We start from the raw sequence: 20,279 nt of genomic DNA, 5'->3' as shown, positions 1-20,279 counted from the left end.
GCGCGCGGACCGGGGCTTAGGCTGGTGCAACCACCACGGGCATATAGGTGTCCAGGAACTCGGCCGGCATGCGGCGCGGCCGGCCGCTGCCGATCTCGATGCAGACCAGTTCCCAGCGTCCGCGCAGCACGGTGGCGCGGTCGCGGTCGCGCACCAGCTGGAAGCGCCGTTCCATCGTCAGCTTGCCGTCGCCGCCAACCAGCCAGGTGGCCAGGCTCAGCGCCTCGCCCTGCACCGTAGGCAACAGGTATTCGTAGTCGCCGCGCCGGATCGCCATCGCGCGGTCCAGGCGTCGGTAGTCGTCCAGCGACAGGCCCAGCCCTTCCGAGTGGGCCCAGCCGGCCTGTTCGCACCAGCGCACATAGACGGCGTTATTGGTGTGGTTCAGGCCATCAATGTCGCCGGCCTGCGGCACGACCGGCAGGATGAACGGTTGCGGATAATCCCAGTCCAATGTGTTTCCTCTGCAAGCGCGGCGGGGGCCGCGGACCCGGCCATTATATGTTTACGATCATCCTGCTGCTGTACCTCCAACAGAATCTCGATGTCACGTTGGAGAGCAGCAGCCTGCGCGGAGAATTCGCCAGCGGCGCCGCATGCGAAGAGGCCGCCGTCCGCTTGCGCGGCGCGCTGCCAACACCCGAAGGCCATGCGGCGGCCTGGCATGATGCGCTGTGCGTGCCGATCGCGCGCGGGGTCAAGGTGCGCGTGGGCGCGCCGCTCGACCTTGGCGCGCTGCTGCGCGACCACCCGCCAGCCGAGTGCGGGGCCGACGGCGCCTGGCGCCGGGTGGCGGAACTGTGCGTTCCACCGCCGACGGCGACGAGCGGCGCTCAGTCGCGCTTGAATTCGGCCTGGGAGGGGCAGGGTACGAGGCCGGCCGTGCCGCCGCCGCCGGGCTTGTCGAACAGGACCGCGCCGCCGCCCTCGGCGCCGAACATGCTCGGCCGCACGCCGCCGCCGCTGCGGCAGTAATATTTACCGTTCTTGCGGAAGCGGTAGACGATGGTGCCGTCGGGCGAGGTGTAGCTCTCCGAGGTCAGCGTGCGCGATGTGTCCTTGCGCGCGCCTTCGACGGCGCTGGAAAAACGCTTCCAGGGCGTGTCGGTCGGCTCGAGCGGGGCCAGTTTGCCTTTGCGCAGGTCGTGATCGGCGCTGCCGGCCGCACGCCTGGCGCGGCCGGCCAGCGTCGCTTCCTCGGATGCGGCATCGTCTAGTGGCGCGGGCTGCGCCAGTGGATCGGGATAGGATTCGGCGACAGGCTCCGCCACCGGGGCATCCGCGGGGAGCGTGATCGGCTGCGCTGCGACGGGAGCGCGTGCAGGCGATCGGGGAATCGGTGGAGGTGGGGGAGATTCAGCTGCAGGCGGCGGCACCAGCACCGGCACCACGAGGAATTCACGCAGCGCCGGCACGATGGACGGCAAGGACCGCACGCCGGTGGCGTCGAGCCACCACCATGCGAGCAGCAGGTGCGCGCCGAGCGTGGCCAAGAGCGGCCAGCCCGGCGCGCGGCGCGGCATCAGGCCGGCGTCCGCGCGCATCAATCGCTTACTTCGGCGCCGTCATCGCCCCCTTGATCGCCACGCAGCGCTGCTCGTTCTGCAGGGTGTCGAGCAGCGAGCGGCGGGTAAATGCCGACAGGTCTTTCATCTGATCGGCAGCGCGGCTCAGGCGCTGCACGCTGTGCGGCGTGCAAGCGGTCGGGATCATGGTGATGGCATAGGCGCGCATATAGACCGGGCCAGCCGCCTTGTCGATCGCCGGCAGCCGCGCCAGGCGCGCATCGGCCTCGAGCTCGCTCAACTGACCCTGTTCGGCCGGGAACACGCTGCCCATCGCCGTGCGGATGCGCGAGAACGGCAGCGGCGTCTTGAGGTCTTCGATCTTGCCGACCCACTCGGCCTTGACCTTCGGATCCGGACGCGACGCAGTGGCTGCCACCGCCGCCACCTGGCCGGCGTCGGATTTGTCGCGCGCGCTCTCCGCCGCGATCAGGCCTTCAGCGCCGGCGTGGTTGTAGCGATTGAGGTGGGCGATGAGCGCCCAGCGCTGGTCTTGGGTGAGCTCCATGCCGGCGGCATCCATCTTGCCGTCGAGGATGCCGGCCAGGCGCGCCAGCGCCTCCGGGCTGGAGGCCACGCTCACGTAGAGACTGAACCAGCGGCGCTGGACGTCGGCGTTGGCCTTGTGCGCCAGCACGCCGTCCCAGGCCATCTTCTCCAGGGCTGCATAGGTCTGCTTCGCATATGCATTGTCGAGGCGCATGGCGTCGAGGTAGGCCTTCGATTGGACGACCTTGCCCAGCACGTCGCCGAGCAGGGTGTAGTCCTTCTCTTGCGGCGCATTGTTCAGGGCCACGGTGATGAAGTCGTTCAGCGGCAGCTGGGCGTCGCGCACGCTGTCCCACAGGCTCTGCCAGAGCATGGCGCGCAGCAGCGGATCGTCGACCTGCGACAACTTCGTGCGCGCGGTATCGAAGGAGCGGGCGTCCAGCTGGACTTTCGCATAGCCCCAGTCCTGGTAGTTCGGATAGACCAGGTCAGGGCAGGCCGCGCCATCGAGCTCCTTGACCGCGGTCTTCGCGCCCTTGTAGGTCACCGGCACGTTCTTGACCAGCGACAGCTTGCCGCCGTCGATCTTGAACGCCGCCACCTGCACGCGTTGTTCGCGCAGGGTCGGCAGTTCCTTGCTGGGCGCTGCTTGCGTAAGGGTGAAGTCCTTGATCTTGCCGTTGCTGCAGCTGTAATTGGCCGCGATCGTGTTCACGCCGGCGTGGTACAGCCATTCCTTGGTCCAGCCCGACAGGTCGCGGCCGGCGGTCTTGGCCAGGGTGTTGATGAAATCATCGAGGGTGGCGTTCTGCCACGAATACTTGACCAGGTAGTTGTGCACGCCCTTGCGGAACACTTCCTCGCCCAGCAGGTGGCGCAGCTGCTTGAGGGCGGCGCCGCCTTTCGAATAGGTGATGGCGTCGATATTGTCGAAGGCATTGGCCGACGACGGCACCGGCACCTCGATCGGGTGGGTGCTCGCGGTCTGGTCCTGGATGTAGGCGCGCTGCTTGCCGGTCTGGTAGAACTTCTGCCACGAGTCCTTGAACTCGGTCGATTCGGCGGTGGCCAGGATGCCCATGAACGAAGCGAAGCTTTCGTTGAGCCACAGGCCGTTCCACCACTTCATGGTAACCAGGTTGCCGAACCACTGGTGGGCCATCTCGTGCATGATCACTTCGGTCATCGACTGCTTCTGGTCGGCCGTCATATTGGCCACGCCGTAGCGCGCTTCGGCGAAAGTGATGGCGCCGGCGTTTTCCATCGCGCCGTACAGGAAGTCGGGCACGATCAGCTGGTCGTACTTCTCGAACTGGTAGGGAATGCCGAAGTACTCTTCGAAGAAGGTCATGCCCGCCTTGGTCTGGCGGAACCAGTCGGCGGGGACCACCTGCTTGGCCAGCGACTGGCGCGCGAACAGGCGCATCGGGTACTTGCCGCTATTGTCTTCCCAGACCTGGTAAGGGCCGGCGTGCAGCGAGAAGTTGTAGGGGCTCAGGCGGCGGGTTTGCTTGAAGGTCCAGCGGCGGTTGGCGCCGGCATCATCGATCTTCGTTTCGCGGGTGGTGGTGACCACGTGCCAGTCCTTCGGCGCGGTGACGGTAACGGTGTAGCTGGCCTTCAGGTCGGGCTGGTCGAACAGGGGGAACATCTGCTGGGCCGCCACCGGCTCGAAGTGCGAGTAGGTATACACCCGGCCATCGGCCGGGTCGACCATGCGGTGCAGGCCTTCGCCATTGGTGCTGTGCAGGCGTTCGTAGGCGACGGTGACGGTGTTGCGTCCCTTGGCCAGATGCGCCGGGTCGATGGTAATGAACCAGTCGTTGTAGCGTGCCTGGACGGGTTTGCCGTTGACGCTGACCGACTTGACGGTGGCCTTGTTCAGGTCGAGGGTGACGGCGGAATTCGTATCCTTGAGGTCGAAGGTGACGGTCGTGGTGCCGGCGAAGGTTTCCTTGCCGGTCAGTGTAAAGTCCAGCACATAGTCCACGTTCGCGATGCGGGCGGAACGGGCAAACGCGTCGTCTTGCGACAGGAAGGCGGTTTCGGCGCGGGCCGTAGCGGCTTGCTGGGCCGGCGCGGCGTGGACGGCGCCGCCGAAGACGAAGGCGGAAGCGATGGCGACGGCCATCACGCGGTGTGCGGGAAAGTTCACTGAAAAATCCTCTCTCGGTGGGCGCATCTGGGTGCGCGAAATGTCAATCGCGCAAGAATAGCACTAACGTTCCACGCTGGACACCCGCAGGAGAGAATCTGTACTTCGCGTATGCAGATTCGATAGTATCGTCAATACGCATAAAAAACGGGACCATAAAGGTCCCGTCGAAAGAGGCGCCGCCGCTTCGCCGGCGACAGGGCAGCGAAGCGGTGGCGAAAACGAAAAATCAGGCTGCCTGTTCCAGTTCCGGATAGTCGGTGTAGCCGACCGGGCCTGGCTGGTAGAAGGTATCGGTGTTCGGTTCGTTGAGCGGCGCACCCAGCTGCAGGCGCTTCGGCAGGTCCGGGTTCGCGATGAACAGCTGGCCCCACGACACCGCGTCCGCGGTGCCACTGGCGATCAGTTCCTCGGCCTTCTCGCGGGTGAGCTGCTGGTTGGCGATCCAGACGCCGCCGAATTCCTTCTTGAGCATCGGGCCCAGTGCATCCGGACCTTGTCCTTCGCGGGTGAAGATGAAGGCGATCTTGCGCTTGCCCAGCTCGCGCGCCACGTAGCCAAAGGTATCAAACGGGGTCGAGTCGCCCATATCGTGCGAATCGCGGGCCGGCGCCAGGTGCACGCCGACGCGGTCGGCGCCCCAGACGTCGATGCAGGCGTCGGTCACTTCGAGCATCAGGCGCGCGCGGTTCTCGATCGGGCCGCCATAGGCGTCGGTGCGCTTGTTGGTGGAATCCTGCAGGAACTGGTCGAGCAGGTAGCCGTTGGCGCCGTGGACTTCGACGCCGTCGAAGCCGGCCTTCTTCGCGTTTTCGGCGCCCTTGCGGTAGGCGGCGACGATGCCGGGGATTTCATCGAGTTCGAGCGCGCGCGGGGTGACGAAGGGGCGCTTCGGACGCAGCAGGCTTACATGGCCATCCGGCTGGATCGCCGACGGCGCGACCGGCAGTTCGCCGTCCAGGAAGGACGGATCCGAGATGCGGCCCACGTGCCACAGCTGCAAGAAGATACGGCCACCCGCCTTGTGCACGGCCTCGGTGACGATCTTCCAGCCTTCGACCTGCTCCTCAGACCAGATGCCCGGCGTGTCGGCATAGCCCACGCCCATCGGGGTCACCGAAGTCGCTTCGGACAGGATCAGCCCGGCCGATGCGCGCTGCACATAGTATTCGGCCATCAGCGCATTCGGTACGCGTGCGCCGCCATCGGCGCGCGAGCGGGTCAGCGGCGCCATGACGATGCGGTTCGGCCATTCGAGGGCGCCCACCTTGATCGGGTCAAACATTGTAGTCATCGGGTATTCCTAAAGTCCGTCGTTCAGTTGTGCGAGAAAGGCATGGATGGCTTCCTCGTTCCGTTGGAAGAAAATCCATTGACCGACGCGGCGCGTGCTTACGAGCCCGGCGCGCTGCAGGGTGGCCAGGTGGGCCGACACCGTCGATTGCGACAGGCCGGTTTTCTGGTCGATGAGCTTGCAGCACACACCCATCTCGAGCGGATGATCCTGCTCGATGAAGTGCTGCTGCGGCTCCTTGAGCCACTGCAGGATCTGGCGCCGCACCGGGTTGGCCAGGGCCTTGTGGATCGCGTCGATGTCCATGGTTTTCCTTATATCGGCTTCTTTCGATCCGAATATCGTCATCTTACGATATTCAAGAAATGTTTGCTGGCGACGGCTCGAAATGCCCTGTCCGAGGTCTTACTCGCGGCCGAAAGTCGCGTTGGGGCGGGTCAGGTAATACCACTCGGTATTGGCGGCGGCGTTCGCGGCCGGGAACAGGATGCGGCCACCGAATTCGGCCACCACCGGCGTGCCGTCGGCGCGGTGGCCGAGCAGCTCGCCTTCGCTCACCGGATCGAAGCTCTTCCATGGGCGCACGAAGGCGTCGTCCGCATGCAGCTTGTCGTGCACCACGACCATCGACAGCGCTTCCATCTCGTCGAAGGCCACCGGTTGCGGATCCGCGGCGGCGATCAGGCCCAGGTGGGCCAGCGTGTTCATGATGGCGCGGTAGGCGACGTCGGGCGCCGCCGGATCGTCGTGCTGGCCGCATTCCAGCGTCAGTGCGAAGCCGCCGGTGCTGCGCATGTACTCGGTGGTGCCGACGCCGTAGCGCAGCACGGTTTCCAGTTCATCGGCGCTGCGGCTGCGGCGCTGCACGCCGTCGCCATAGGTGGCCAGCCAGCCGTCGACGAAGCGGCGCACGCCCAGACGGCGCGCCCAGGCGCGTTCCTTCGCGGCGTGGCGGAAGGGCTGCAGCGTGCCGTCGTTATCGAGCGGCCCGACCATCACGAACGGCTCGCCGGTGGCGGCGAAGGAGTGCAGGTCGAGCAGCACGTCGTGCTGGCCGAGCAGGGGGCACAGCCAGTTGGCGACCTGGTCCTCGAAGTCCAGCGGCTTCTCTTTCGGGAACAGGTCGCGGTTCAGGTTGCGGTCGCCGTTACGGGTGTTCTGGGCGTAGGCCAGCGGATTGACGATCGGGACGAAGGTGACGCTGCCGGCCGCGATGTGCAGCTTGCCGCTGTCAATTTCTTCCATGACCCGCTGGATCGCCTTGGTGCCGCACACCTCATTGCCATGGGTCGCGCCCATGATGATGACGCGTGGGCCGGCCTGCAAGCCGGTGTAGTTGATGGATTTGAATTGGAACTGGCGGGCGGAAGTCATGGATGGCATGGGCGGGAGAAAAAATGGTGGCGATATTCTATCGGTAAAAGCGGTCCCGTAGAAAAAGGCGTGGCCGGGGGGCAGGCTGCTGGCGGCGCATGTCTGGTTATACTGTCACTGGAGGCGAGGTCGATGCCGATTTCGCCGGGCGATCCGAAGGGGATTATGAAGCGACAGAAGACCGCGGCGCTGCTCGCGTCCTTGCTGCTTGCCGGAGCGGTCCAGCCGGCCCAGGCTTGCCGGTTCCTGCCGCAGCGGCTCAGCGCCGAAGAGCAAGTCGCAGGCGCGACCGACGTCGCGCTCGTGAAGGTGGTGCGCGCAACGCCGCGGCCGGAGCCGGTGCCGCGGCGCCAACCCGAGACTCCGGAATGGCTGGCGTCCTACCAGGGCTGGAGCAGCGCCCTGGCGGACCGCGACGACGAACGCTATTCGCGGCGGTATCCGGTCGAGTATCAGTTCGAGGTCGAGAAGCGCTGGCGAGGGCCCGACCGGAAAGTCTTTACGCTGATGGGCATATCGCCGCCGACTATCTTCCAGGATCCGGGGCCGCAAGCCGACCAGGGACGCGCCGAATTCTGGGAGCACGGCGGTGGCCGCTATGCCCGGATGCACTTTTGCAGCATCGAGCCTTGGTTCATCGTCGGCGAACGGTATCTGGTATTCGTCGGGGAGCCGGTCATCGCGCGCAGCTACGAGCACGTCGCGACCATCGAGGGCCGGGCAAACCCAGGGGACAAGTGGCTGGCCTATGTCGCGGAGCGACTCAGCCCTGCGCCTCGATGACACCGAACCCGGCCGGCGCGTCGCCAAGGTAGGCCAGCACCGCATGCGCCTGGATATTGGCGTCGTACTGGGCGTTGGCGGCGATCGCGGCGCGCAATCCCGGCACGATGTCCGGCGTATGCGGCTGGCGGTAAGCCTTGATCAACAGGTGCACCAGGTCGGCCGGCGCATCGGCGCGGCGCAGGCGCGATTCGATGATGGACAGCAGCGCGCGCTGCATGCGTGGGGTGGGGTTGCGGATCTCGCCGAACACATAAGGCGTATTGGCGATCGCGGCGCAGACGATGGTCTCCATCCGGTCGGCCTTGTAGTCGGACGGGATGTCGAAATACGCCTTGTTCCAGCGGGTGTGCGGATAGGCGTGGCCGGGAGGGAAGCGGTCGGCGTTTTCCAGGCCCATGGCCCGGCTTGCACGCGACCACAGGTCGCCGAGGGTGTCCAGCAGTGCCATTACGAGATGTCTTGCGCTTGTGTCATCCCGCGAGTGTAGCGCATGGCCGTCAACCTCGCATAGGGGGCAGCAGGGCGGTTTGGGGCGCCCTGCTGCCGATCGTTCAACTGAACCTGCCGGCGCGGAAATCCTCCACCGCCTGCTGTAGCTCGGCCTGGGTATTCATCACGAACGGACCGTACTGCGCGATCGGTTCGTTCAGCGGACGCCCGGCCAGCACCAGCACGCGGGTATTCTCCACTGCCTTGATGCGAACCCCGTCGGCGCCCGGCGCGTTGTCGAGGATCGCCATGCGCCCCGAACTGACGCCCTTGCCTTCGATGACCGCCTCGCCACGGAACAGGTAGACGAAGGCATTGTGGCCGGCCGGGATCGGCTGCTCGAAGCTCACGCCGGCCGGGATCTCCAGGTCGAGGTAGAGCGGCTCGGTATGCGCGCGCTGCACGGCCCCGGTCACGCCGTGGGTGCTGCCGGCGATGACCTGCACCGTCACGCCATCGTCCAGCGTAAAGCGCGGTACTTCCTCGAGCGGGATGTCGCGATACCACGGTTTGACCATCTTGTCGCTGGCGGGCAGGTTCAGCCACAGCTGGAAGCCTTCCATCAGGCCCTCGTTCTGTTCCGGCATCTCGGAGTGGATCACGCCGCGGCCGGCCGTCATCCACTGCACGCCGCCATCGGTGATCATGCCCTCGTTGCCGGCGCTGTCGCGGTGGCGCATGCGGCCGGCCAGCATATAGGTGATGGTCTCGAAGCCGCGGCGCGGGTGCTCCGGGAAGCCGGCGATGTAGTCGCCCGGCTTGTCGCTGCCGAAGGCGTCGAGCATCAGGAACGGATCCAGGCGGCGCTGCAGGGGACCGGTCAGCACGCGGTTGATCTTCACGCCCGCGCCGTCCATCACGAACTGGCCGTTGATGATGCGCTCGACGCTACGCGTTTTCTGGATGGTGGTAGTGGCAACTGCGGTATTCATGCTGTTCTCCTGTTTGGTTGCGCCGCCTGGCGGGCGGCAAATTACGCCAGTGCTGCCTCGATGGCGGCGTTGGCCGCGGCCTGGCCCTTGGCCACCGCGTCCGGACCCATCGCCATGCCCGACGAGTAGATGAAGGTGTGGTCGTTCAAGCCGAGGAAGTTCAGCAGGGCGCGCATCTGCGGCACTTGCGGGTCGGCCGCTTCGTCATAGACGCCGCCGCGGGCCGCGGCCACGTACACCTTCTTGTTCTTCAGCAGGCCTTCCGGACCGGTCTCGGTATAGCGGAAGGTCACGCCGGCGCGGGCGACCGCGTCGAACCAGCTTTTCAGTTGCACCGGCATCGCGAAGTTGTACATCGGGGCGCCCAGCACGATCACGTCGGCCGCCTGCGCTTCGGCGATCAGCGCATCGTCCAGGGCGACGCGCGCTGCTTGTTCAGCGCTGCGCTGCTCAAGCGGGGTGAACAGGGCGCCGATCGTGGCGCCGTCCAGCAGCGGGTGCGGCTGGGCGCCGAAGTCGCGGCGCACGACGGTCGCGCCCGGGTTGGCAGCGGACAGCTTGTCGACGATCTGCTGGGTGACGCGGGTGGATTCCGATGCGTCGCCGCGGACGCTGGTGGTGATGTGCAGGATGTTCATGGTCAGGCCCCTTCGTTTGGTAGAGAGTTTCGATGGGGCTACTTTAGCAATTCCAAAATCAGTCCGGAAGCCAGTAGAATGGATAACATTATTCTGCTGGTGGAACAATCATGGACGTGGAACCGAATGACTTGCTGCTGTTTGCCCGGATCGTCGAGTCGGGCAGCTTTACCCGCGCGGCCGAGCGCGTCCACCTGCCCAAGTCGACCGTCTCGCGCCGCCTGGCGCTGCTCGAGACGACCCTGGGCGAACGCCTGCTGCAGCGCACGACCCGCAAGCTGGTGGTCACCGAGTTCGGCGCCAGCCTGTACGAGCATGCGCGCCGCCTGGCCGACGAAGCCGATGCCGCCAGCGCGCTGGCCCAGCACCGCCAGGGCGAACCGAGCGGCAAGCTGCGCATCTCGGCGCCGGGCGACTTCGCCAACAGCGGCCTGAACGAAGTTATCGCGCGCTTCCTGGAGCGCTACCCGGCGGTCAGGCTCGAGATGGACCTGACGCCGCGCCGGGTCGACCTGGTGGCGGAGAACTTCGACATCGCGATCCGCATGGGCGACCTGCCGAACGACGCGACCCTGAGCGCGCGTCCGATCACGCTCGAGCAGCCCGGCCTGTATGCGGCGCCGAGCTACCTGGCGCGGCGCGGCATTCCCGAGCATCCCGACGATCTCGACGCGCACGACGTGCTGTGCATCCTGAGTCGCACCGGCGGGGCCGTGCCGTGGGTCTTGATGCGCGGGAAGCTGAAGTGGGAGCGCGCGCTCAACGCGCGGCTGACGGCGAACTCGCCCGACCTGCTGGCGCGCATCGCCTCGCGCGGCGCCGGCATCGCGCTCAGCTCGACGCTGTTCGCCCAACCCTATATGCAGACTGGAGAACTGGTGCGGGTGCTGCCGGAATGGGATATGCCGACCGCCAGCGGCTGGGCAGTGTTCCCGAGCCGTAAGCTGATGCCGGCCAAGACCCGGGCCTTCCTGGAGATGATCGAATCGGCCTGCACCGAGAAAGGCCACAGCCCGCATGCAGCGGTGGCCGCGTTCAAGGCGCGCGCGGCGCTGGAGGACGTCAAGACTTGAGCGGCCGCTCGCCCATCGGTTCGCCCAGGCGCACCTTGCCTTCCGGCGCCCAGGCCGGGTTGAAGGCGATGGCGCCGCGCTGGAACAGCATCACGACGGTAGAGCCGAGCAGGAAGCGGCCCATCTCTTCGCCCTTTTTCAGCGTGACCTGGCCCGGGTCGTAATTCCATTCGCAGATACGCGGCATGCGCGGCGGATTGACCACGCCATGCCAGACGGTGGCCATGCTGCCGACGATGGTCGCGCCGACCAGGGTCATCACGAAGGGCCCGAATTCATCGCTCTCGAACACGCACACCACGCGCTCGTTGCGCGCGAACAGGCCCGGCACACCGCGCGCCGTGGTCGGATTCACCGAGAACAGCTTGCCCGGCACATAGATCATGCGCGTCAGGCGCCCGTCGCACGGCATGTGGATGCGGTGGTAGTCCTTAGGGCTCAGGTAGACGTTGGCGAAGTGGCCGTGCTGGAAATGCGCGGCCAGCGCCTGGTCGCCGCCGACCAGTTCGGCCGTGGTGAACTTGTGGCCCTTGGCCTGGAAGATCTGGTGATCGTCGATGTCGCCGAACTGGCTGATGGCGCCGTCGACCGGGCACACGTAGTCGCTGGCCGCCAGCGGACGCACGCCCTCGCGCAGCGGACGGGTGAAGAATTCGTTGAAGCTGGGGTAGCTGGCGATGTCCGGATTGGCCGCCTCATCCATATTGACCCCGTACTTGCCCACGAACCAACGGATCAGGCTGGTCGTCATCGATCCGCCCTTGTGGCCGGCGACGCGGCCGGCGAAGTTGGTGATCGCCTGCTTCGGCATGACGTATTGCGGCAAGACTTTTATACGGGACACGGACGATCGCCTTTCTTCGAAAAGTGCGCATTATAGCGGGCGTGCTACAGCGAAAGTGCCGAATGGAAACGATATTTCCATGTCAAGGCATGCCCGAGTGTACTCCAGGTGGTGGCACAGTGGCGAACGCTGGTGCTAATGCCTTGGCATGGCAGTAACTGTTGCCATTAGATGGAATTCAACGATTCCTCATGTGGGAAGCATAAACTTCCAAGAATACGTTTACATTGTGCCAATGATGGGCATATATTTCCTCCATACACACCCAATAACGAGGAGATTCCCCTGTGAAAACGCCGAACCGAAGCCGCCGTCCCCTTTCCCTCATCATCCTGGCGGCCTTTGCCGGCCCCACGTGCGCACAGCAGGAAGAAGCGGGAGCTCCTGTCTCGCAGGTAGAAATCAAGGGCAGCAGCGCCAGCTACGACCCGCGCCGCGACGACACCGCCACCCGCACCGTGGTCGGGCGCGAAGAACTGAGCCGCTATGGCGACCGTTCGGTGCTCGATACCTTGAAGCGTGTGCCGGGCGTGACCGTGAACACCAACCAGGCGCGGGGCGGTGAAATCCAGATGCGCGGACTCGGCGCCGGCTATACCCAGATCCTGATCAACGGCGAGCGGCCGCCTGGCGGCTTCGACTTCGATTCGCTGTCGCCCGACGTGGTCGAACGCATCGAGGTGCTGCGCGCTGCCACCGCCGACCTGTCGACCCAGTCGGTGGCCGGCACCGTCAACATCATCCTGCGTCGCGTTGCCAAGGAACGCGAGCGCCAGCTCAAGCTGGGGATGCTGCAATCGTCGCAGTTTCGGGGCCCCAATGCGGCGCTGCAGCTGAGCGAGCGCGGGGAGGGTTTCGCCTGGTCGCTCGCGGGCGACGCGACCGCGGAGCGCTATGACCGTGCCTGGAGCATCTTCGAAGAGACCATCGCGCCAGGCGGCGCAGTTGCCCTGGCTCGCATGACGAGCGCGCCGGAAGAGGGCCGCATGCGGCGGATGAACCTGACCCCACGTTTCGAATGGACGCTGGCGGATGGCGATACGATCAGTCTCGAGACCTTTGTCAACGTCAATCGCTTCCGCAACCGCACCCATTTGTCGATCGCGACCGCCATCGGCCAGCCGCCACCGGTCCCCGACCAGCACAACCGGATGCGGGCCGACGCCGAAGACCTGCGCACCGACCTGAAATGGACCACCGAACTCGATTCCGGCGCGACCCTGGAGACCAAGCTGGGACTCAGCGGCGAGAATGCCGACAACACGATCTTGCGCCGGGGCGCCGATCCCCTTGGTGTTCCGGTCACCGACGGCTGGGTCGATTCCGGCTGGCGCGATCGCGGCGTGAATTCGACCGGCAAGTACATCCGCAAGCTGGAAAACGGCCACGCCATCGCGGCCGGCTGGGACGGCGGCGTCGGCTGGCGCGACGAGATGCGCCACGAACGCGACGCGATCCGGGTCTTCCCGCCCGGCCTGCCGCTCGACGAAACGTTCGAGGCGCGCGTGGCCCGCATGGCGGTGTACGCCCAGGATGAATGGAACATCACGCCGCAGTGGTCGATGTACCTGGGCCTGCGCTGGGAAGGCATCCGTATCCGCGCCTCGGGCGACTCGTTCGACGCCACTCGCAGCAGTTCCAACGTCTGGAGCCCCATCCTGCAGACCTTGTGGAAGATCCCGGACCGCAAGGGCGACCAGCTGCGCTTTGCCGTGACCCGTACCTACAAGGCGCCGGATCTGTGGAATCTGCTGCCGCGCCGCCAGGTGTGGGAAAACAACAGCGCTACCGAGGCCGATTTCCAGGGAAATCCGGAGCTCAAGCCCGAATTGGCCTGGGGTGTGGATGCCGGTTACGAACACTACTGGGCCGAGAACGCGATGGTCGCGCTGCGTGCGTCGCTGCGCCGCATCGAGGACTACACCAGCAACCGCATCTACTTCGACGGCTACCGCTGGATCGTCACGCCGGTGAACGACGGCCGCGCCGAGGTCCGCACGCTTGAACTGGAAACCAAATTCCCCCTCGCGTCGCTGTTTGCGCAAGCGCCGGCGATCGATGTGCGTGCCGGCGTGAGCCGTCACTGGGCGCGCGTGAAATCGGTCCCCGGTCCCGACAACCGGCTGGAGCGGCAGACGCCGTTGTCGGCCAACGTCGGTCTCGACTACAAGGCGGGAGCGCTGGCGCTGGGAGGCAGCGCCGCCTTCACGCGCAACGGGCAAGTGAGGGTGACAGCCAATCGCGGCTACTACTCGGAAGCGCGCACCGACCTCGAAGCCTATGCGGCGTGGCGCTTCGATCCGAAGCGGCTGGTCCGGCTGTCGCTATCGAACCTGGCGCACGAGGATTCGGGCTTCGAGGTGACCTACGCCGATCCGGTCGCCGGCGTCGAGAAGCGCCGCTTCGATTATCCGGGCGCGGTGCGCATCCAGGCGAACTATGAGCTGAAGTTCTGAATGTCGATCCCGGTTACGCCAGGCGTACCGCCGCCGCGCCCAGCGCCACCAGGCCGGCGCCGCAGATCCGGGCGCGGGTGGCGCGCTCGCGCAGCAAGAATACCGCGATCGCGGTGGCGAACACGATCGAGGTTTCGCGCAGGGCGGCGACCACTGCGACCGGCGCCTGGGTCATCGCCCACAAGGCGATGCCGTAGGAGCCGGTGGTTGCTGCGCCGCCCATCAGCGCCAGTCCGGGATGGCGGATCAGGTAGGCCGGCAGCTGGCCGGCGCTGCGGCGCCATGACAGGGCCGCGATGCCGATCCCGGTAAGCAGGAAGATCCACGCGGTGTAGGCGGCTGGAGCGCCCGAGCGCCGCACGCCCAGGCCGTCGACCAGGGTGTATGCCGCAATCGCCGTCGCGGTCAGCAGCACCAGGGCGGTTGGACGCAGCCCGCCCGAGGCGTGGCCGCGCGCGCCCAGCGTCAGTGCGGCGCCGCCGGCGCAGATCAGGCCGATGGCGATCCATTGGGCGCCGTGCAGCGATTCGCCGGCCAGCAGGCCGCCGCCCAGTGCCACCAGGACCGGTGCGACGCCACGCATCAGCGGGTAGGCATGGCCGATGTCGGCCACCCGATAGGCCGCCGCCAGAAGCAGGTAGTAGGCGATCTGCAGCATGCTGGAGGCAGCAATGAAGGGAAAGCTGGACGCATCCGGCGCCGGCAGGAAGGGAAGTGCAAGTGCAGCCAGTACGGCGGCGCCGCTGGTCACGGCCAGCGCCGCCATGAATGTGTCGGGCTGCGACTTGAGGGCCGCATTCCACGCCGCGTGCAGGAAGGCCGCGAACAGGATCGCGGCAAGCACGTGGGTTGGCATGGCCTAGGCCTTCACGCCGGCATATTGATGGCTGCGAAAGTAATGCCACGCCACGATCAATGCCACCGCCTGCATCGCCGCGCACAAGAAGAAGCTGCTGCCGACCCGCCAGTCGCCAGGGGGCAGGTGGCTGACCGCGCTCAGGATGCCGGTGCCGAGCAGGGGTGTGACGATCACCCCCAGGCTGCCGATCGACTGCAGTGAGCCCATCACCTCGCCCTGCTGATCGGATGGCGAGGACTTCGAGACGATGCCCTGCAGGGCGGGCCCGGTGGCATAGGCCAGCACATTCTCCAGGATGAAGACGTACATCATCCAGCCCTGGGTGGCCAGGCCGTAGGCGAGGAAGGTGAGCATGCCGGAAGTGAGGGCCATCAGCGACAGCCGCACCTCGCCGAAACGGTGGATCAGCTTGCCCAGCAGCCAGGCCTGGACCACTACCGAACCGAGACCGACGCAAAAGAGGGCGATTCCATTGTCGCGCGGCGTCCAGTTGAAGCGGAAGGTGGTGTACAGCACCCAGGTCGATTGCAGCATCATCTGGGCGAAGGTGACCAGCGTGATCACGATCACCAGGCCGCGGATGTCTTCGCGCTTGACCAATCGGAGCAAGGCCGAGAAGGGATTCAGGCGCGCCAGTCTGAACGGTTCGCGGCCTTCCTTGGCAAGCGACTCCGGCACGAAGAAAAAGCCATACACCAGGTTCGCCGCCGACAGCGCGGCCGCGACGTAGAAGGGCAGGTGCAGGTTGGCGTCGCCAAGTATGCCGCCCAGCATCGGGCCGCAGATGAAGCCCAGGCCGAAGGCGGCGCCGATCTTGCCGAAGGCCTTGGCGCGGTTCTCGCGGGTCGAGATGTCGGAGGCGTAGGCCGAGGCGACCGACATGCTGGCCGAGGACATGCCACCGATGATGCGGCCCACGAACAGCCAGGCCAGGCTGGGCGCCCAGGCCGTGACCAGGAAGTTCAGGCACATGCCCGCCATCGAATACAGCAGCACCGGACGGCGGCCGATGCGGTCGCTCAGCGCGCCGAGCGCCGGCATGAACAGGAATTGCAGGATACCGAAGGTCGCCGCCAGCAGCCCGTACCACAAGGCCCGCTTGTCCGGCCCATCGACGAACTGGTCGAGCAGCAGCGGCAGGACCGGGACGATCAGGCCGATGCCGAGCATGTCGATGAAGACGCAGACGAGGACGAAATTGAGTTTGCCGGAGACGGGTTGCGGTGCTGCGGTCGAACTGGTCATGGACACCTCGGTCAATACAGTTCGTCTATCTTAGCATTGCTACAAGTGGTCAAGGTTGCGGTCTAGGATCCACTCCATTCGGCCGCGAACTCTTCGCGGAAGGCCAGCAGCTTGGCCAGCCGCTCGCGGCCCAGCGCACGCGCGGCGTCGGTCTGCATCATGTCGGGCAGCTTCTGCAGCTTGACCATGATGTGGTCGAGCGAATAGCGGCGGTCGTCGAAGTCACGCTCCTTTCCCAGCGGGTCGCTGGGGTGGGCCAGGCTGCTTTCCATGCGGCCGGCGATGTAGAACATGCGCGCCAGGCCCACCAGGCCCAGGCCGTCCATGCGGTCGGCGTCCTGCACGATCTTCGCTTCGATCGTCTCGGCGGGGATCGCGGCCGAGAAACTGTGGGCTTCGATCGCATGCGCCACGGCGTCCAGTTTGTCGGCCGGGAAGCCCAGGTGGGCCAGCTGATGGCGCGCCAGCCGCGCCGAGCGGCGTGAGGCCTGGTCGCGTTCGGGGTCGTTCTTCGGCAAATTAATCAGGTCGTGCAGGTAGCAGGCGGCCAGCACCACCAGGCGGTCGGCCTCGGGATGGTGTTCCAGCAGCGCCTGCGCGGTGCGCCACACGCGGTCGAGGTGGGCGCTGTCGTGGGCGCCGTCGGTGTCGGCGCTGCTGGCGGCCATGGCGACCAGCCTGGTGCGCCAGCCGGAGAGATCGGTATTGCTTGTTTCGGTCATGCTTCTTGTTCCAGGGTGAGGGGCGGCACGGCGCGCTGCGACAGCGCGTCGGCCCGTGTATTCTTGTGGCGCGGGATCCAGCGCAGCCGCGCCTGCGGCAGGCGGGCCAGCAGGGCCAGCGCCTCACTGCGCAGCAGGCCCAGGGCCGGCGCATTGGCGCCATCAGGGGCGTTGACGTCGTCGATCACGACCTGGCTGTCGCCCAGCACCAGCAGGTCGGTCGCGCCATGCTCGACGGCCGCGCGCAGCACGGCGTTCAGGGCGCGGTATTCCGCTTCGCTGCTGTTGCCATGGCCGCCGTCGACGGACAGTTCATGGCGCTCGCCGGCCGGCCCTTCGAGCACGGCGCCCAGCCCGCAACGGCCAGGGTTTGGCCGCGCCGAGCCATCGAACCAGGCGCGCCAGGCGCTGGTCTCCGGCCCCGCGCCGCGGGTGCGCGCGGCGGCCACGCTGGCCTGGCGCCGCGCTGCCTGCAGTTCGGCGTGGCTGCGCTGGGCCTGGCGGTCGGTGAGCAGGCTGGCCAGTCCGGCGTTGCCGGCGCTGAGCATCAGGGTTTTTTCCAGGGCCTCGGCCTCAGGCATGCCGGTGCGCGCGGTCAGGCGCCGGGCGGCGGACAGCTCGGTCTTGAAGGCGGCGGCTTGCAGGGTGGCGAGGTCGATCATGGCGAGAGCATAACCGATCCGCGATTGTTGACAGGTGTTAAGACTTTTGAAACACTCATCCTGTTGGACTCAACCACAGGAGAACGTATGCATCAGAATCGTCGTGCTGTCAGTCTGTCCCTGTTTTCCATGCTCGCCGGCGTCGGCCTTGCGCCGATGCAGGCCCTTGCCCAGGCCGCATCGGCCAAGCCGCGCGCTCAAGCCGTCAAACGCTACACGATCGAGCAGTTCATGGCGACGACCTCGCTCACCGGCGCCTCGTTCAGCAAGGACGAGAAGCAGATCCTGTTCAGCAGTAACGAGTCCGGCATCTTCAATGCCTATACGGTGCCCGTCGGCGGCGGCAAGCCGCGCGCGCTGACCGCGTCGAAGACCGACACCACCTACGCCGTCGGCTACTTCTACAACGACGACCGCATCCTGTTTACGCGCGATGGCGGCGGCGACGAGCAAAACCACCTGTACGTGCGTGAACTCGACGGCAAGGAGCGCGACCTGACGCCCGGCGACAAGCTGAAAGCCTCGTTCGCCGGCTGGAAGCCGGACGGCAGCGGCTTCTACGTCGTCACCAACGAGCGCGATCCGAAGTTCTTCGACCTGTACCTGTACGAGGCCGCCACCTATGCGCGCACGATGGTGTACAAGAACGACAGCGGCATGAATGTCTCGGCCATCAGCCGCGACGGCAACTGGCTCGCCTTCAACAAGCCCGCCACCACGTCGGACAGCGACGTCTATGTCTATAACGTGCAGGCGCGCGAAATGAAACACATCACGCCGCACAAGGAGCCGGCCAGCCATGCGGCGGCGGACTTCGACCCGGCATCGAAGCGCCTGCTGTTTACGAGCAATGGGGAGGGCGAGTTCGCGCGCATCAAGTCCTACGACCTGGCCAGCGGCGAGGTCAAGGAAGTCGAGAAGGCCGACTGGGACTTGCTGGGCACCGACTATTCGCGCAACGGCCGCCACCGCGTCAGCCTGGTTAACCGCGACGGGAGTATCGAGGTACGGCTGTATGACGAGGCAGGCAAACCGGTGGCTTTGCCCAAGCTGCCGGGCGGCGAGATGCGCCAGGTGACCTTCTCCGAAAGCGGCAAGCTGATGGCGTTCTACCTGAACGGCGACCGCTCGCCCAACAACCTGTACGTGCACGACTTCAGGAGCGGCAAGACGTCGCAGCTGACGCGCAGCCTGAACCCGGAGATCGACCCGAACGACCTGGTCGAGGCCGAGGTGGTGCGCTTCAAGTCCTTCGACGGCATGGTGATCCCGTCGATCTACTATCGGCCGAAGGGCGCGTCGCCGAGCGCGAAAGTGCCGGCGGTGATGCTGGTGCACGGCGGGCCGGGCGGCCAGACCATGCGCGGCTACAGCGCCCGGATCCAGTACCTGGTCAATCACGGCTATGCGGTCCTGGGCATCAATAACCGCGGCAGCTCGGGCTATGGCAAGACCTTCTTCCGCGCCGACGACCGCAAGCACGGCATGGAGCCGCTGTGGGATTGCGTCGAGGCCAAGACCTGGCTGGCGAGCCAGGGCTATATCGATCCGGAGCGCATCGGCATCATGGGCGGGAGCTACGGCGGCTACATGACCCTGGCGGCGCTGGCCTTTCGGCCCGAGGCGTTCAAGGTCGGCATCGACATCTTCGGCGTCAGCAACTGGGTGCGCACGCTGGAGAGCATCCCGCCGTACTGGGAAGCGCAGCGCAAGGCGCTGTACGACGAGATCGGCGACCCGGTCAAGGACAAGGAGTTCCTGGTCGCGACCTCGCCGCTATTCCACGCCCATCACATCCGCAAGCCACTGATGGTGATCCAGGGTGCCAACGACCCGCGCGTGATCAAGGCCGAGAGCGACGAGATCGTCGAGGCGGTGCGCAAGAATAAGGTGGAAGTCGAGTACGTCGTGTTCGACGACGAGGGCCACGGCTTCTCCAAGAAGAAGAACGCGGCCGTGGCGGATGCGAAGATCCTCGCCTTCCTGGACAAGCACCTGAAGCGCTGATCCGCATCCTGGCCGCGCCGTGGTTCAGTAGCGGTGGGGATTGTCCGGGCGGCGGTCGTGGCGGTTGCGCACGCCATCGCCATCGCGGTCGCGGTCATGGCGATCGCGGATGCCGTCGCGGTCCCGGTCGCGGCCATGGTGGCGGTCGTGCTTGCGGTGATGGCGGTCACGATCGTCGCGGTAGTGGCCCGGTGGTGGGCCGTAATGGTGGGCCGGGCCGCGGTTCCAGCGCGACGGCTCCATCACCCAGCGTCCGCCGCGATGGTGCCAGCTCGGTGGCGCGTAGACATAGCCGGGCCGCGCGGTGACATAGTGGCCCGGCACCCAGTGGTGGCGATGCTTGCGCCATTCCCAGAAACCGGGCGCCCAGACATAGCCGCGGCGTGCGGTGGGAATGACTTCGTAGACAGGCGCCGGCGGCGCGGTGTTGATCACGACCGAGATATGGGGCTGGGCGTGCGAGGCCAGTGGGGTGAAGGCAGCGGCGCCGATGGCGATCAGGGCTGCAATCAAAAGGGGGGATTTCATGTTCGTCTCCAGATCCTTGAGCGGATGCGATGGAATATAGCAATCCGGGAATCGGGACGTGACGTTTGAAGCAAGTTTTTACAAATGATACAGCTCAGTGGATGATGAAGTTCGGGCCGCCGCGCGCCGCATCCTGGCGGCGCGTCGGCGACCGACGGCGC

At 66.1% G+C, this 20,279-nt stretch carries 19 protein-coding genes; 4 read left to right on the top strand and 15 right to left on the bottom strand.

The window, feature by feature from the left end; translation table 11 throughout:
- Positions 1 to 16 precede the first annotated feature (16 nt).
- The 6 genes from FVD38_RS09670 to FVD38_RS09640 all read right to left on the bottom strand — a co-directional run bounded on the left by FVD38_RS09670 (position 17) and on the right by FVD38_RS09640 (position 6,877).
- Positions 17 to 454, bottom strand: coding sequence for an acyl-CoA thioesterase (locus FVD38_RS09670; RefSeq protein ID WP_147934619.1), 438 nt, complete (start codon positions 452 to 454; stop codon positions 17 to 19).
- A 379-nt stretch (positions 455 to 833) separates the two neighbouring features.
- A complete protein-coding gene (locus tag FVD38_RS09660) occupies positions 834 to 1,544 on the bottom strand; it encodes a hypothetical protein (RefSeq protein ID WP_147934618.1) in 711 nt (236 codons plus the stop codon).
- Positions 1,545 to 1,551: 7 nt separating this feature from the next.
- A complete protein-coding gene (pepN, locus tag FVD38_RS09655; protein WP_147934617.1) occupies positions 1,552 to 4,209 on the bottom strand; it encodes an aminopeptidase N in 2,658 nt (885 codons plus the stop codon).
- Positions 4,210 to 4,438: 229 nt separating this feature from the next.
- Positions 4,439 to 5,503, bottom strand: coding sequence for an alkene reductase (locus tag FVD38_RS09650; RefSeq protein ID WP_147934616.1), 1,065 nt, complete (start codon positions 5,501 to 5,503; stop codon positions 4,439 to 4,441).
- Positions 5,504 to 5,512: 9 nt separating this feature from the next.
- Positions 5,513 to 5,809 carry an ArsR/SmtB family transcription factor gene (locus FVD38_RS09645; RefSeq protein WP_147934615.1) on the bottom strand — a complete coding sequence of 99 codons (297 nt, stop codon included), beginning with the start codon at positions 5,807 to 5,809 and terminating at the stop codon, positions 5,513 to 5,515.
- A gap of 99 nt (positions 5,810 to 5,908) precedes the next feature.
- Positions 5,909 to 6,877: a succinylglutamate desuccinylase/aspartoacylase family protein gene (locus FVD38_RS09640; protein ID WP_147934614.1), complete on the bottom strand. Its 969-nt coding sequence runs from the start codon at positions 6,875 to 6,877 to the stop codon at positions 5,909 to 5,911.
- A gap of 132 nt (positions 6,878 to 7,009) precedes the next feature.
- On the opposite strand from FVD38_RS09640, the gene FVD38_RS09635 reads away from it, so the two are divergent.
- Entirely contained in the window at positions 7,010 to 7,660 is a 651-nt protein-coding gene (locus FVD38_RS09635) for a hypothetical protein (protein WP_147934613.1), read from the top strand.
- On the opposite strand, the gene FVD38_RS09630 is transcribed toward FVD38_RS09635, so the two are convergent.
- From FVD38_RS09630 to FVD38_RS09620, 3 genes are all read right to left on the bottom strand, one after another.
- A complete protein-coding gene (locus FVD38_RS09630; protein ID WP_147934612.1) occupies positions 7,641 to 8,111 on the bottom strand; it encodes a hypothetical protein in 471 nt (156 codons plus the stop codon). The genes FVD38_RS09635 and FVD38_RS09630 overlap by 20 nt on opposite strands.
- A 103-nt stretch (positions 8,112 to 8,214) precedes the next feature.
- Positions 8,215 to 9,084: a pirin family protein gene (locus tag FVD38_RS09625; RefSeq protein WP_147934611.1), complete on the bottom strand. Its 870-nt coding sequence runs from the start codon at positions 9,082 to 9,084 to the stop codon at positions 8,215 to 8,217.
- A gap of 41 nt (positions 9,085 to 9,125) precedes the next feature.
- Positions 9,126 to 9,722: an FMN-dependent NADH-azoreductase gene (locus FVD38_RS09620; RefSeq protein WP_147934610.1), complete on the bottom strand. Its 597-nt coding sequence runs from the start codon at positions 9,720 to 9,722 to the stop codon at positions 9,126 to 9,128.
- 110 nt (positions 9,723 to 9,832) lie between these two features.
- On the opposite strand from FVD38_RS09620, the gene FVD38_RS09615 reads away from it, so the two are divergent.
- A complete protein-coding gene (locus FVD38_RS09615) occupies positions 9,833 to 10,795 on the top strand; it encodes a LysR family transcriptional regulator (protein WP_147934609.1) in 963 nt (320 codons plus the stop codon).
- Here FVD38_RS09615 and asd read toward each other — a convergent pair.
- Positions 10,785 to 11,639, bottom strand: coding sequence for an archaetidylserine decarboxylase (gene asd / locus FVD38_RS09610; RefSeq protein ID WP_502572593.1), 855 nt, complete (start codon positions 11,637 to 11,639; stop codon positions 10,785 to 10,787). The two genes, FVD38_RS09615 and asd, sit on opposite strands and share 11 nt — an antisense overlap.
- A gap of 287 nt (positions 11,640 to 11,926) precedes the next feature.
- On the opposite strand from asd, the gene FVD38_RS09605 reads away from it, so the two are divergent.
- Complete coding sequence (locus tag FVD38_RS09605) at positions 11,927 to 14,095, top strand: TonB-dependent receptor plug domain-containing protein (protein ID WP_147934608.1); 2,169 nt, start codon at positions 11,927 to 11,929, stop codon at positions 14,093 to 14,095.
- Between the two features lie 13 nt (positions 14,096 to 14,108).
- On the opposite strand, the gene FVD38_RS09600 is transcribed toward FVD38_RS09605, so the two are convergent.
- From FVD38_RS09600 to FVD38_RS09585, 4 genes are all read right to left on the bottom strand, one after another.
- Positions 14,109 to 14,951, bottom strand: coding sequence for an EamA family transporter (locus FVD38_RS09600; RefSeq protein ID WP_147934607.1), 843 nt, complete (start codon positions 14,949 to 14,951; stop codon positions 14,109 to 14,111).
- 3 nt (positions 14,952 to 14,954) lie between these two features.
- Complete coding sequence (locus FVD38_RS09595; RefSeq protein ID WP_147934606.1) at positions 14,955 to 16,199, bottom strand: MFS transporter; 1,245 nt, start codon at positions 16,197 to 16,199, stop codon at positions 14,955 to 14,957.
- Positions 16,200 to 16,261: 62 nt separating this feature from the next.
- Entirely contained in the window at positions 16,262 to 16,921 is a 660-nt protein-coding gene (locus FVD38_RS09590; protein WP_147934605.1) for an HD domain-containing protein, read from the bottom strand.
- Entirely contained in the window at positions 16,918 to 17,583 is a 666-nt protein-coding gene (locus tag FVD38_RS09585) for a ribonuclease HI family protein (protein ID WP_147934604.1), read from the bottom strand. Before FVD38_RS09585 ends, FVD38_RS09590 begins: the two co-directional genes overlap by 4 nt.
- Before the next feature lie 87 nt (positions 17,584 to 17,670).
- Here FVD38_RS09585 and FVD38_RS09580 point away from each other — a divergent pair, with 87 nt between their 5' ends.
- Positions 17,671 to 19,590, top strand: coding sequence for a S9 family peptidase (locus FVD38_RS09580; protein ID WP_147934603.1), 1,920 nt, complete (start codon positions 17,671 to 17,673; stop codon positions 19,588 to 19,590).
- Between the two features lie 24 nt (positions 19,591 to 19,614).
- Here FVD38_RS09580 and FVD38_RS09575 read toward each other — a convergent pair whose 3' ends face one another.
- Complete coding sequence (locus FVD38_RS09575; protein ID WP_123071467.1) at positions 19,615 to 20,118, bottom strand: YXWGXW repeat-containing protein; 504 nt, start codon at positions 20,116 to 20,118, stop codon at positions 19,615 to 19,617.
- Positions 20,119 to 20,279 lie beyond the last annotated feature (161 nt).

Origin of the sequence: Massilia arenae, assembly GCF_008014745.1 — a bacterium.
Lineage (GTDB): Bacteria > Pseudomonadota > Gammaproteobacteria > Burkholderiales > Burkholderiaceae_D > Telluria > Telluria arenae.
This window is presented reverse-complemented; position numbering and strand designations above follow the sequence as displayed.

What these genes read in the sequence shown, in the direction of transcription:
- FVD38_RS09595 (WP_147934606.1), bottom strand. Translation starts at nt 16,199, where the DNA reads ATGACCAGTTCGACCGCAGCACCGCAACCCGTCTCCGGCAAACTCAAT.
- FVD38_RS09660 (WP_147934618.1), bottom strand. Translation starts at nt 1,544, where the DNA reads ATGCGCGCGGACGCCGGCCTGATGCCGCGCCGCGCGCCGGGCTGGCCG.
- FVD38_RS09615 (WP_147934609.1), top strand. Translation starts at nt 9,833, where the DNA reads ATGGACGTGGAACCGAATGACTTGCTGCTGTTTGCCCGGATCGTCGAG.
- FVD38_RS09650 (WP_147934616.1), bottom strand. Translation starts at nt 5,503, where the DNA reads ATGACTACAATGTTTGACCCGATCAAGGTGGGCGCCCTCGAATGGCCG.
- FVD38_RS09575 (WP_123071467.1), bottom strand. Translation starts at nt 20,118, where the DNA reads ATGAAATCCCCCCTTTTGATTGCAGCCCTGATCGCCATCGGCGCCGCT.
- FVD38_RS09620 (WP_147934610.1), bottom strand. Translation starts at nt 9,722, where the DNA reads ATGAACATCCTGCACATCACCACCAGCGTCCGCGGCGACGCATCGGAA.
- FVD38_RS09645 (WP_147934615.1), bottom strand. Translation starts at nt 5,809, where the DNA reads ATGGACATCGACGCGATCCACAAGGCCCTGGCCAACCCGGTGCGGCGC.
- FVD38_RS09590 (WP_147934605.1), bottom strand. Translation starts at nt 16,921, where the DNA reads ATGACCGAAACAAGCAATACCGATCTCTCCGGCTGGCGCACCAGGCTG.
- FVD38_RS09580 (WP_147934603.1), top strand. Translation starts at nt 17,671, where the DNA reads ATGCATCAGAATCGTCGTGCTGTCAGTCTGTCCCTGTTTTCCATGCTC.
- FVD38_RS09625 (WP_147934611.1), bottom strand. Translation starts at nt 9,084, where the DNA reads ATGAATACCGCAGTTGCCACTACCACCATCCAGAAAACGCGTAGCGTC.
- FVD38_RS09640 (WP_147934614.1), bottom strand. Translation starts at nt 6,877, where the DNA reads ATGACTTCCGCCCGCCAGTTCCAATTCAAATCCATCAACTACACCGGC.
- FVD38_RS09630 (WP_147934612.1), bottom strand. Translation starts at nt 8,111, where the DNA reads ATGGCACTGCTGGACACCCTCGGCGACCTGTGGTCGCGTGCAAGCCGG.
- FVD38_RS09635 (WP_147934613.1), top strand. Translation starts at nt 7,010, where the DNA reads ATGCCGATTTCGCCGGGCGATCCGAAGGGGATTATGAAGCGACAGAAG.
- FVD38_RS09585 (WP_147934604.1), bottom strand. Translation starts at nt 17,583, where the DNA reads ATGATCGACCTCGCCACCCTGCAAGCCGCCGCCTTCAAGACCGAGCTG.
- FVD38_RS09600 (WP_147934607.1), bottom strand. Translation starts at nt 14,951, where the DNA reads ATGCCAACCCACGTGCTTGCCGCGATCCTGTTCGCGGCCTTCCTGCAC.